The 12,745-nt window shown below is 34.6% G+C and carries 10 protein-coding genes and 1 riboswitch; of the genes, 6 read left to right on the top strand and 4 right to left on the bottom strand.

Translation table 11 applies throughout. From position 1 onward, the window contains the following. Positions 1 to 121 precede the first annotated feature (121 nt). From Q1A01_RS09365 to Q1A01_RS09350, 4 genes are all read right to left on the bottom strand, one after another. Positions 122 to 1,753 carry a serine hydrolase gene (locus Q1A01_RS09365; protein WP_299679411.1) on the bottom strand — a complete coding sequence of 544 codons (1,632 nt, stop codon included), beginning with the start codon at positions 1,751 to 1,753 and terminating at the stop codon, positions 122 to 124. 234 nt (positions 1,754 to 1,987) lie between these two features. Further along, positions 1,988 to 3,241, bottom strand: a complete 1,254-nt coding sequence (gene metK, locus Q1A01_RS09360) for a methionine adenosyltransferase (protein WP_299679409.1) — start codon at positions 3,239 to 3,241, stop codon at positions 1,988 to 1,990. A 697-nt stretch (positions 3,242 to 3,938) separates the two neighbouring features. Continuing rightward, entirely contained in the window at positions 3,939 to 4,412 is a 474-nt protein-coding gene (locus Q1A01_RS09355; RefSeq protein ID WP_299679407.1) for a transcriptional repressor, read from the bottom strand. A 57-nt stretch (positions 4,413 to 4,469) separates the two neighbouring features. Then, the gene (locus Q1A01_RS09350) at positions 4,470 to 5,186 is read right to left on the bottom strand and encodes a hypothetical protein (RefSeq protein WP_299679404.1); all 717 of its coding nucleotides are present in this window, start codon (positions 5,184 to 5,186) and stop codon (positions 4,470 to 4,472) included. A gap of 304 nt (positions 5,187 to 5,490) precedes the next feature. Beyond that, a riboswitch (SAM riboswitch) is annotated at positions 5,491 to 5,613 on the top strand. 142 nt (positions 5,614 to 5,755) lie between these two features. Between Q1A01_RS09350 and Q1A01_RS09345 the strand changes: the two genes are divergently transcribed. The 6 genes from Q1A01_RS09345 to Q1A01_RS09320 all read left to right on the top strand — a co-directional run bounded on the left by Q1A01_RS09345 (position 5,756) and on the right by Q1A01_RS09320 (position 12,739). Then, a complete protein-coding gene (locus Q1A01_RS09345) occupies positions 5,756 to 7,048 on the top strand; it encodes an O-acetylhomoserine aminocarboxypropyltransferase/cysteine synthase family protein (RefSeq protein WP_299679401.1) in 1,293 nt (430 codons plus the stop codon). A gap of 73 nt (positions 7,049 to 7,121) precedes the next feature. After that, entirely contained in the window at positions 7,122 to 8,132 is a 1,011-nt protein-coding gene (locus tag Q1A01_RS09340) for an alpha/beta fold hydrolase (protein WP_299679398.1), read from the top strand. Next, positions 8,095 to 10,512 (top strand): bifunctional aspartate kinase/homoserine dehydrogenase I, encoded by a 2,418-nt coding sequence (gene thrA, locus Q1A01_RS09335; protein ID WP_299679395.1) that lies wholly within the window; start codon positions 8,095 to 8,097, stop codon positions 10,510 to 10,512. Before Q1A01_RS09340 ends, thrA begins: the two co-directional genes overlap by 38 nt. Before the next feature lie 21 nt (positions 10,513 to 10,533). Then, positions 10,534 to 11,706 (top strand): aminotransferase class I/II-fold pyridoxal phosphate-dependent enzyme, encoded by a 1,173-nt coding sequence (locus tag Q1A01_RS09330; protein WP_299679392.1) that lies wholly within the window; start codon positions 10,534 to 10,536, stop codon positions 11,704 to 11,706. Between the two features lie 120 nt (positions 11,707 to 11,826). Next, a complete protein-coding gene (locus Q1A01_RS09325; protein ID WP_299679389.1) occupies positions 11,827 to 12,093 on the top strand; it encodes a DUF2061 domain-containing protein in 267 nt (88 codons plus the stop codon). A 25-nt stretch (positions 12,094 to 12,118) separates the two neighbouring features. After that, positions 12,119 to 12,739 (top strand): phosphoadenosine phosphosulfate reductase family protein, encoded by a 621-nt coding sequence (locus Q1A01_RS09320; protein ID WP_299679386.1) that lies wholly within the window; start codon positions 12,119 to 12,121, stop codon positions 12,737 to 12,739. Positions 12,740 to 12,745: the final 6 nt, after the last annotated feature.

Below are 12,745 nucleotides of genomic sequence, written 5' to 3'. Positions count from 1 at the left end.
ATTCTGAATTCATTTCAGAATCTCATTGTATTAGTTCTTAATTTTGTGAGAAGCTGAAACAAGTTCAGCTTGATGAAAAAAATATTTTTAAACACTCTTTTAATAATATCTTATTGCGCTATTAATTTGTTTTTACTCCTTTCATTTGTTGTCCTCCCTGATAAAGCGTGACATGGCTTACATTATTTGAAGAATCGCGGGTAAATATCAATTTGGCAGGAACTACTTTTAAGAAAAAAGCATCGGTATCTTCTCCAAAGATTTCAATTTTTGGTTGCCCTGTAGCTTCAGCAAAAATTTGATTCCCTTCTGTTGTGATTGCAATGCTGAAATTAGGATTTAATTCGTAGGTTCCTGTGTAGTCTTTGATTACGTTTGGATCAAGTGTGATACCTTCTTTATTAGCAGTAGCTTTTTTAGTACTTTCTACACCTATTTTTTCATCAATACGATTTTTGAAAACAGCTTTTTTCTTTCCATTTTCGTCAGAAAAAATATAGGTAGTAAAACTATCTTCAAAAATAAAAGTATGGTCATCTAAAGGAGAAATAGCAATTTTTTCACTCCCTTCTCGCTGACTATATAATTGATTTCCTTCTAAAGTAATAAATCGCAATACATCATTTTCAAATTCATACGTGCCTGTCCATTTTTGTAATTGCTTTTGAGAAAGACTTATTGAAGCCGTATTTGTAAACATAGGGTCATCCATGACCATGCTAGCAAGTTTTAAGGTGATATCTTGTGGAGAATTACCATTTGCATTTGTCAATACAATCGCATAAATATCTTCATCTGGAACATATACGCCTTGTGTAACAAATCCAAAAATACCTCCTCCATGTTCTATGCTTTGTTTTCTGTTTAATTCATTAATCTGCCATCCGTATCCGTAATTAGTTGGTTTTCCATTATTGAGTACGGTGTTTGTATGTGCTTTGGCTTTGCTTTTTTCGCTAATTAATGTGTTGTCTCGTATCGCTTTGTGCCATAAAAACATGTCATCTACACAAGACATTAGAGAACCTGCAGCATATGGAATGGTCATGCTTATTTGCATTGCATTTTGAAATCCGTTTTCTGTTGGTTGATATCCTGAAGCTCTGTTTTTAATGATCCTTGCTTTGTTTCCATAATATGAATTTTTCATTCCGAGTGTATCGAAAATTCGTTTTTGAATAAAGTCGGCATAAGACATTCCAGTTACTTCTTCAATAATATATCCCAAAACAATGTATCCAGAGTTATTATATTCCCATTGTTCTCCAGGCTGGAAATCTACAGGTTCGTTTTTAAAATAGTCTATTATTTCAATGGGGCTTTTATCAATTTTTCCAAATGTATTAAGTCCTTCCATGGCAGTGTAACTCTTAATGCCTGAGGTATGGTTTAGTAGTTGATGAATAGTAATTTGATCTCCATTTGGATATTCCGGAAGATATTTAGAAAGCTTATCTTGAATAGTTAGTTTCCCTTCTTCTTCAAGCATTAAGATAGAAACAGCTGTAAATTGTTTTGTAATAGATCCTATTTCAAAAACGTGATCAGGATTCATCACAATATTGTTTTCTAGGTTAGCATTTCCAAAGGCATTTCGGTATAGAATCTTGCCTTTTTTAGTAACTAAAACAGTAGCTCCAGGGCCATCGTCTGGATACTTCTTCTGAAACATCTGATCAAAAGTAGTTGTGATATTTTGCGCACTTAGTGAAGAAACGACAAGTAGAATGAGTAGTGTCTTAAAAATTTTCATGAAAGGTGATTTTTGATTGATTAATTATAAGACGATTAATGATAAGGATTGGTTACAATCAAATGGATATTATTTCTGTATGTGCTTTAACGTTTTATGCTTCCTACGGCTGTGAGCCTGCTGGCTAGCAGGGAGGTGTCATAAATTTGCTTTCGCGAAAGCGTATAAATACAAACAAAAAAAGAGGCAATCATGACGATTGCCTCTTTGTCTATTTTTAGAATAACAACTGTTCTAGAATCCGAAAGCCGTTTTTACTTGATCTACATAATCTAATTTTTCCCATGTGAAAAGTTCTACTTCCACGTCTTTTGTAGTTCCGTCAAGGCGTTCAAAAGTTTTGGTAATCGTTTCATTTTTACGTCCCATATGTCCATAGGCAGCTGTTTCGCTATACATAGGTGAGCGTAATTTAAGACGTGCTTCAATAGCAGCAGGTCTCATGTCAAAAATCTCAGTGACTTTTTGAGCAATCTCACCATCAGTCATATTAAGATTTGAAGTTCCATAAGTATCTACAAAAATTCCCATAGGTTCTACAACCCCAATAGCATATGATACCTGTACTAAGACTTCATCGGCTACACCTGCAGCAACGAGGTTTTTAGCGATATGGCGAGTTGCATACGCAGCACTGCGGTCTACTTTTGATGGGTCTTTTCCTGAGAAAGCACCACCTCCGTGCGCTCCTTTACCTCCATAAGTATCTACAATAATCTTACGTCCAGTAAGTCCTGTATCTCCATGAGGTCCTCCTATCACAAATTTTCCTGTAGGGTTGATGTGGTATTTAATATCGTTATTAAATAAGCCAGCAACGTGCGCAGGAAGTTTGGTAACCAATCTAGGAATTAAGATATCAACGATATCTTTACGAATTTTAGCAAGCATGGCTTCGTCTTCGTCAAAATCATCATGCTGTGTAGAAACAACAATAGCATCAATACGCTGTGGTACATTATCATCACTATACTCAATAGTTACTTGACTTTTTGAGTCAGGACGTAAATAAGTGATTTCTTTGTTTTCGCGACGTAATGCTGCGAGCTCGATAAGAATTTTATGAGAAAGATCTAAGGCTAGTGGCATTAAATCTTCTGTTTCTTTGGTAGCATATCCAAACATCATTCCTTGATCTCCTGCTCCTTGCTCTTCTTTTGAAGCACGATCTACTCCACGATTAATATCGTCAGATTGCTCATGAATTGCAGAAAGAACACCGCAAGAATTTCCATCAAACATATACTCTCCTTTGGTATATCCTATTTTATTAATGGTATTACGTGCAATTTTTTGAACATCTAAATAGGTGTTACTTTTTACTTCTCCTGCAAGTACTACTTGTCCTGTAGTAACCAATGTTTCGCAAGCTACTTTTGATTCAGGATCAAAGGCTAAAAAATTATCAATGAGTGCGTCAGATATTTGATCTGCTACTTTATCTGGGTGTCCTTCAGATACACTTTCTGAAGTGAATAAATATGCCATTAGCTATTTGTTTGATAGTTTGAAGTCGATTTGACGAAAGCTCCCTAGGAAAATTACACCGAAGTTGAAGATTCAACTGTAATTATTTAGGCATTTTTTTAAGAGGTTGCAAGCGGTCAAATCTGTCCTCGTTATTTCAGATGCAAATGTAAGTAAACTTTTAAAATTAGCAATACTATTAATAATCTCTTAACGAGGTGGTGAGTGGTTATTGTTTTTGTACATTTTTCTACAAAAACAATAACCACGATTCGTAATGCTGTTTTGCAAATCTGTTCTTGTTGCACTATGTGTGTTGTAATCTCTTAACGAGGTGGTAAGCAAAAGGTTTTTTTGTAGCTTTTTGTACAAAAAAAACTTTTGCGACTCCGTTACTTGTGTTTGTAAATCTGAGCTTAGTATAGTATGTATCTTTTAATCTCTTAACAAGGGTGTTATTTTGTAAAATGCGAAGCACAAAATAATAGGATGCGTATCCGTATTTTACAGTACAAATCTATCTTAGATGAACCTTTTGCGACTCCGCTACTTGTGTTTGTATATCAGTGCTTGTTGTAGTATGTATCTTTCAATCTCTTAACAAGGGTGTTATTTTGTAAAATGCGAAGCACAAAATAATAGGGTTTCTATCTTAGCTATATAATTGTCTAAACTTGATCTCTTAATGAAATACTATTCCTTGTTTAAAATGCTTTTCTCAAGCAGAAGCCACTTTTTCATCATCTCCATCCAATTTTTTATTCCGAGTGCCATAAAAATATAACGAATGATGATCAATTTCTACATCCAGCATTTCTTCAATAGTTTTTTTGATTTCATCAATAATAGGATCTGTAAATTCTAATACTTCACCCGTATCTGTTAGAATCACATGGTCATGTTTTCCATGAAAAAAGCATTTTTCAAATTGAGCAACATTGTCATTAAACTGGTGTTTGCGTACCAAACGTGATTCTATTAATAACTCCATGGTGTTATATAATGTAGCACGACTGACTCTATAATTTTTATTTTTCATCCTTACAAACAATGTGTCTATATCAAGATGCTCATCACAACTATAAATTTGTTCTAGAATAGCATATCGCTCAGGTGTTTTTCTATGTCCTTTTTCTTCTAAAAATTTGGTAAGTATTCCTTTAACGATATTGTAACTACTGATACACGTCATACGATATGAAAGTGAAATTAATGTGTTTATTTGCTATTCTTCTTATGCTATATGGATTTAAGAATCTAGATCTAACCAAGTGCTCCAAGTGGTTTTTTCTTTTCCGTCATGTCTTTTTGCTCCCGGAATGATGGTGGCTTGCCTTTCTTGAGCATCTTCTGGAAATAAGAAAATAGCTCCTAATAGGACCTCTTCCAATGGAATTTTTAAATAGTCTCTGGCGGCTTTATCTCTTAATTTACCTCCTGAAGACCAATAATTGGGAATATTCCTTGCTGTTGCACCTATCAAAACATTTTGGATAGCACAAGATGCTGCTGCAATATGCTCCATATTTACACCATTACCTTCAAAGGGAATAGGTTCAAAATCCCTTTCTGGATTGGGGTTTTTTATGTCTTTTCTAGAAGGATGGGGTAACCAAGTAACCATTAATAAGGCATCTGCAGCTCCCAACATATCACGTATTTTATCCTTTTTTATATTCGGATTTTTAATATGAGTATATAAATTTCGACAGGCTTTAGTATCTAACACATAAAAACGCCAAGGTACACAGGAAGTAAGTTTACTATTCGTATAATAGTCTTCTTGTATTTTGTAATGATAAGGTGCATATTGCGCTAAATCTAATAAAGCTTCTATGGTTTTTTTAAGCCCTTCTTTTTTAGTTTCATCAACAGGCCAAGGTTCGTTTGCTAATATTTTTTGCGTTTTTCTATTGATGATATTTTGATCAACAATTGCTATTTCTTCAAGATGTGCTGTCTTCATATGCGAAAGAATTGTAACTTCTTTTGTCAAAGTAAGAAAATTATTCTTATTTATTCTAAATAAGAATAGTTAATTTTGAGTGAAATTTTGAAATGTTTAGCGATGAGCTTTTTTATTGTAATTCGTTCGTGATATAGAGTATATAGAATACATGTTTATAAATCTATGTTTTTAATTTATTATAGAAAAAACATCTGTTTAAATTGAAATAATTGATTTTTTTAGAAAATTTTTCATTTAAAATTTGGAAAGTTCATTTTTGTATTGCAATATTTGCACTCACAAAGTTCAACAACTTATTGAAATGTTATCAAGAAAGGCTGAGGGAAATGACCCGACGAAGCCTTAGCAACCCTTTCACTTAGAAAGAAGGTGCTACATTCTACCCAAGAATCGCTCATTACCGAAACTTGAGGATAGATAACATCGAGACACGCCAGTGGCGTAGCTTATGTTTTTCTTATAATATTTTTCTTGTAGGTATTTCGCGAAAGCGAAATGTTAAGCTTTTGTTTTTAATCTATTCACACGAAGTGATTTGGCAATTATTAAACTCAAAAAAAAGAAAAATGAGTACAAAAAAATTAGCGACGAAAGCGTTGCACGCAGGACATGATTATGCAGCCAATGGAGGAACTCGAGCGGTCCCTATTTATCAAAGTACAGCCTACGTTTTTAAAGATGCAGATCATGCAGCAAATCTGTTTAATCTCTCAGAGCCAGGATTTATTTACACCCGACTCAATAATCCTACTAATGATATTTTGGAAAAACGCCTTGCCGAAATAGAAGGAGGACTTGCCGCTGTCGTAACAGCATCAGGAACGGCTGCTATCAATACAACTTTATTGACTTTATTAAAGCAAGGAGATCATATTGTGGCATCTAGTAGTTTGTATGGTGGGACGTATAATTTATTGAGTGTGACACTTCCTCGATTTGGAATCACAACCACATTTGTAGATCCGTCTGATCCTGAAAGTTTTGAAAATGCTGCACAAGAAAATACAAGAGCATTTTTTGTAGAATCATTAGGGAATCCTAAACTAGATGTACTAGATTTAAAAGGTATTTCCGCTTTCGCGAAAGCGTATAAAGTACCATTCATCGTAGATAATACGGTAGCAACTCCTGCATTACTGAATCCTATTGAATATGGAGCTGATATTGTGATTCATTCGCTTACAAAATACATAAATGGTAACGGAACTGCTCTAGGTGGTGTGATTATAGATGCAGGAAACTTTGACTGGGGTAACGGAAAATTTCCAGAATTTACGGAACCTTCTGCTGGATATCACGGCCTCGTATATCACGAGGCATTAGCCGAAGCAGCTTTTATTGCCAAAGTGCGTATTGAAGGTCTTCGAGATCATGGTGCTGCGTTAAGTCCATTTAATGCATTTCAAATTCTACAAGGATTAGAAACCTTAGAAATTCGTTTGAAAAAACATTCTGAAAATGCATTAGCACTCGCGCAATGGTTACAAACACAAGATGAAGTAGCATGGGTAAATTATCCAGGATTGGAAAGTAGTGCTTATAAATATCTTGCAGATGTATATCTTCCTAATGGGCAAAGCGGTATTGTTACTTTTGGTGTAAAAGGTGGGTTTGAAAGTGCAAAAACTATTGCAAATGAGACGGAATTGTTCTCATTATTGGCAAATATAGGGGATAGTAAATCTCTTATTATTCATCCTGCAAGCACAACACATCAACAACTCACGGTAGAGCAACAAGAGAGTACAGGTGTGACAAATGATCTGATCCGTCTTTCGGTGGGTCTTGAAGATATAGAAGATTTAAAAGAAGATCTCATAGCGGCCTTTGCTAAAGTGGCTAAAAGAGTTTTAGTGTAATTATTTGTTAGTTGGTTAAGTAGGAACTCTTTGTGATTGTTAGAAGAGTTCCTGCTTTATGCACATATGAGCTATGATAAAAAGTCTTTTTATTCCATCTTTCCAAACAGATACTGGATATAGTATTAATCTTACAGTGACCTATCAGGTATTCGGTAAGGAATTAGGTACTGCTCCAGTAGTTCTGGTAAATCATGCCCTTACGGGAAATTCTTCTGTAACTGGAGAAGACGGTTGGTGGAATAATCTTATAGGAAAAAATAAGGTCATTGATACAGCATATTATACGGTCTTGTCAATTGATATCCCTGGTAACGGGTTTGATGGAAATCCTGAAAATTTAATCGCAGCATACAAAGAGTTTCATAACCGCGACATCGCAAGAGTACAATTAGAAGTGCTTAATTTTTTAAATATCAAATCATTATATGCAGCCATAGGAGGTTCTTTGGGAGGGCAAATTCTTTGGGAACTTGCTATGGAAGCTCCAGAATTAATAGAATATCTTATTCCCGTCGCAACCGATTGGAAAGCAACTGATTGGGTGATCGCGCAATGTGCAATACAAGAGCAGATATTATGCAATTCCGAAAAACCTATTCATGATGCGCGTATGCATGCCATGACTTTTTATAGAACAGCAGCTTCATTTACAGCTAAATTTAATAGATCTGTTCACTCTGAAAAAGGAATTTATAATGTTGAGAGTTGGTTGTTACATCATGGAAAACGATTGGAAGAACGTTTTGAATTAGCCACTTATAAACTGATGAACCATTTGCTAGGTACCGCTTCTATTACAAAAGGAAGATCAGAAATACATCATCTTTTAAAAACAATCAAAAGTACTGTACATCTTGTAGCGATAGATTCTGATGGTCTATTTTATCCAGCGCCTATTTACAATACACATCAATTATTGAAAAGTGTGGGTGTACAAAGTTATTATCACGAAATACAATCTATTCATGGGCATGATGCTTTCCTTATAGAATATGATCAACTAAACAACATATTGACAACTATTTTTAATACAAAATATCAAAATGAAAATTTTAAAATTTGGAGGAAAATCGCTGGCTAACGGTAAAGGAATCCAAACTGTAATAGATATCATCGAGAAGAAGGCTAAAAGAGGGGAGGCAATCACCGTTGTGCTTTCGGCAAGAGGAACTTCTACAGACGAGCTTGAAGAAATTTTAGAAAAAGCTTCTAAAAATGAAAATTATAAAGTACAATTAGAAGCATTTAAAAACTATCAGCTTCAAGGGTATAAAGCCCTAGATGCTCAAGAAGAATTTCATGCCCTAGATGCTCTTTTTGAAGGTGTTTCTTTATTGGGAGATTATAGCGAAAAAATTAAAGACAAGGTACTCTCTCATGGAGAATTACTTTCTGCAAGAGTAGTCACAGCATTATTAAAACAAAAAGGAGTCAATGCTCATTTTACAGATAGTAGATCCTTAATTATTACTGATGATCAATTTGGAAATGCACAACCTATAGACAGTGTGTCTAAAGAAAAGGTACAAGCCCATTTTAAAAAATATAATGGTACGACCGTAAATGTTGTAACTGGTTTTATAGCATCCAACAGTAATAATGAAACAACAACCCTAGGAAGAAATGGAAGTAATTATACAGCTTCCTTGTTAGCTAGTTTTTTAGATGCAGAAGAGCTTCAGAATTTTACGCATGTAGATGGTATTTATACGGCAAATCCAGATCTAGTTACCGATGCTAAAAAGATTAAAAAACTATCTTTTGATGAGGCTAATGAGTTAGCCCATTTTGGTGCAAATGTGTTGCATGCTAAAACGATTATTCCACTTGTAGAAAAGAAAATACCCTTACGTATCCTAAATACATTTGATCCAGAAAATGAAGGTACATTGATTACTTCTGAAGAAAGTGAAGAGGGTATTAAAAAACTATCGGTATTAGAAAATGTAGCTCTTATTAGCTTAGAAGGAAGAGGACTTTTAGGTCGTGTAGGGGTAGATGCTAGAATCTTTCAAGCATTGGCAAATGAAAATATAAGTATTAGTATTATTTCACAAGGATCTTCCGAAAGAGGTATTGGATTAATCGTAAATAGCACTAATGCTTCCAAGGCAAAAAAAGTACTAGCAGAAGAATTCAAAACCGATATCTATAAAAAAGATGTAAGTGCGATCACAATCAAAGATGATGTGTCGGTTGTTTCTATTATAGGACAAGACTTAAGTACGTTTCATAAACCGTATAATAGACTAATTAAAAATCAGATTGTTCCGTTGTTAGTTAATAATACTGCAACAGGGAAAAATGTAAGTGTAGTTGTTCTTAAAAAACAATTACATAAAACACTCAATGTGATTCATGGAGAGATATATGGAGTTGCAAAAACAATCAATCTTGCCATATTTGGACATGGTCTAGTAGGAGGGACATTGATTGATCAAATACTAGCGTCTAGGAATGAAATAGAAAAAAGAAAGGGTATTTATTTAAATATTTTTGCAATCGCCAATTCAAAAAAAGCGTTTCTAAGTAACAACGGAGTTGATCATCAATGGAAAACGACACTACAAGAGGAAGGCCTACCTTATACACTAGATGATATTATACAATATGCAGATAAGCATCATCTGGAAAACGTAATTGCTATAGATAATACGGCTAGTAAAGATTTTGTATACAATTATAAACACTTAGTATCCCATGGGTTTGATTTGGTATCTTCTAATAAAGTAGCTAATACAGTTGATTATGCATTCTATAAATCACTTAGATCAACCCTAGAAAACCACCAGAAGCACTATTTATATGAAACAAATGTGGGTGCTGGCTTGCCTCTTATTGAAACGATTAAATTACTCCATCTTTCAGGAGAAAATATTACCCGAATAAAAGGCATTTTTTCAGGCTCATTGAGTTATCTGTTTAATACTTTTTCAAAAGAAAACAGACCTTTTAGTGACGTGCTAAAAGAAGCAATGGATAATGGGTTTACAGAGCCAGATCCAAGAGAAGATTTATGTGGGAATGATGTGGCTAGAAAATTATTAGTGCTTGCTAGAGAATTAGATCTGAAAAATGAATTTGAAGATATTACAATTCATAATTTAATTCCAGCGCACTTGCGAGAGGGAACCGCCCAAGAATTTATTGGAAGCATACAGGAATTTGATGCAATTTTTACAAAAATAAAAGAGACACAACCAGAAGGACATGTACTCCGTTATGTTGGAGATTTACATGGTGATTTATCTCAAGATAAAGGAATGTTGGATGTGCAATTAGTATCAGTACCAGAAGATAGTTCGTTAGGACAAGTAAAAGGGTCAGACTCTATATTTGAAATTTACACAGAGTCTTATGGTGATCATCCTATGGTTATTCAAGGTGCTGGTGCTGGTGCTGCGGTAACAGCCCGAGGAGTTTTTGGAGATATCTTAAAAGTAGCACAATCTAATAATTAATACATACTAAGAATCCTACTAATGACATATATACACCCAGAAACACAGGCAATACGTACACAATCAGAACGTTCTCAACATCAAGAGCATTCGGTGCCAGTATATCTAACCTCAAGCTTTGTGTTTGATGATGCCGAAGAGATGAGAGCCTCTTTTGCCGAAGAGAAACAACGTAATATCTATAGCAGATATACAAATCCAAATAACCATGAATTAGTGCAAAAAATGTGTTTGCTAGAAGGAGCAGAAGCAGGACATGCATTTGCGACAGGAATGTCAGCTATTTTTAGCACGTTTGCTGCGTTGTTAGATAGCGGAGATCACGTGCTTTCGGCACGTTCTATTTTTGGAAATACGCACACATTATTCACAAAGTATTTCCCTAAATGGGATATTTCGCATACCTATTTTGATGTGAATGATTTGGAGGGTATTGAATCGTTGATTCAACCAGAAACAAAAATTTTATATGTAGAGTCTCCTACAAATCCAGCAACAGATATTGTGGATTTAGCCTTGCTTAGTACGCTTTCGCGAAAGCATAACCTGATTTTTATTGTAGATAATTGTTTTGCGACCCCGTATTTGCAACAACCTATCAAGTGGGGAGCAGATATAGTGATTCACTCAGCAACAAAATTACTAGATGGACAAGGACGTGTGATGGGTGGAATTACAGTAGGATCTGCAGGACTTATAGACACGATCTATAGATTTGCACGTATTACAGGGCCTGCGTTGTCGCCATTTAATGCGTGGACGCTCTCTAAAAGTTTAGAAACACTCGCTGTGCGAGTAGAGAAGCACTGTGAAAATGCAATAGCACTTGCAAAACAATTAGAGAAACATCCTAGAGTGAAGCAGGTAAGATATCCCTTTTTGCCATCGCATCCACAATTTGAGCTTGCACAAAAACAAATGAAATTAGGCGGAAATATCGTCACGATAGAAATAGAAGGAGGCTTAGAAAGTGGACGGACATTTCTAAACGCTATAGAGATGTGTTCACTTACGGCAAATCTTGGAGACACTAGAACGATTGTGAGTCATCCAGCGAGTACAACACACGGAAAATTAAGTGTAGAAGAACGACAAGCTGTAGGAATTACAGATGGTCTCATTCGTATTTCTGTGGGGTTAGAACATGTGCAAGATATCATCCAAGATGTTGAAAAAGCATTAGTTAGCATATAATTTTTTAAACTTTAACATAAAAAAAATAAGGTTTTTATAAAGTGTATGACTATAAATTTTAAATTTGTAAATCTATTATCCTAGTAATCCGATAGGATAATAGGTATTTAAATTAAATATATGATTTTAGATCAATTTATTTTAGCGAAAAATAAAGCAAAAGAAACTCCTTATAAAGAGGTGAAATCTTCAGAGAAACCTATTCGAAGTGTTGTAAAGGCATTAAGTTGGAGATTCATAGGAACATTAGATACACTATTAATTTCATACATCCTTACAGGAGAAATAGGAATTGCGACATCTATAGCTTCTATAGATTTTGTAACAAAAATGATCTTATACTTTTTTCATGAGCGTATCTGGAATCTTATAAAATGGGGTAAATAGTTAAACACAAGTAGAAATAAGGAATATGACAACAGAAGAATTAACAGAAATTAATCTGCAATTAAGAGATAAAACACCTTTAGAGATTTGTAAATGGGCTATAGCATATGGGAAGAATCCTATTGTGACGACCAATTTCAGACCTTATGAAGCAGCTATCTTATATGCTTGTGTAAATGCCAATCCTACAATTCCTGTGGTATGGTGTGATTCTGGCTATAATACGCCTGCAACCTATATGCACGCAGAATCTGTTATAGAAAAACTACAACTCAATATACAATTATACGTGCCTAAACAAACCGTGGCACATCGTGCTGTTACACTTGGTATTCCAGAAATAGATGATCCTAATCATGTTGTTTTTACAGAGCAAGTAAAACTCGAGCCTTTTAAAAGAGCCATGAGTGAACTACAACCAGATGTATGGTTTACCAATCTTCGAAAAGGACAAACGGCTTTACGTGATTCATTAGACATTGTAAGTTTAGATAAAAACAACGTCATTAAAGTAAGTCCGTTTTATTACTACAGTGATACAGAATTAGACGTATACCTAGAAGAGAATGTATTGCCTAATGAGTTCAATTATTTTGATCCTACTAAAGTGTTAGAGCACCGTGAGTGTGGATTACACAGTAATTAAGCTAAA

It is taken from the genome of uncultured Dokdonia sp., from assembly GCF_947492815.1.
Classification (GTDB): Bacteria; Bacteroidota; Bacteroidia; order Flavobacteriales; family Flavobacteriaceae; genus Dokdonia.
The sequence above is the reverse complement of the archived record's forward strand: the minus strand, read 5'-3'. Positions and strand labels throughout refer to the sequence as shown.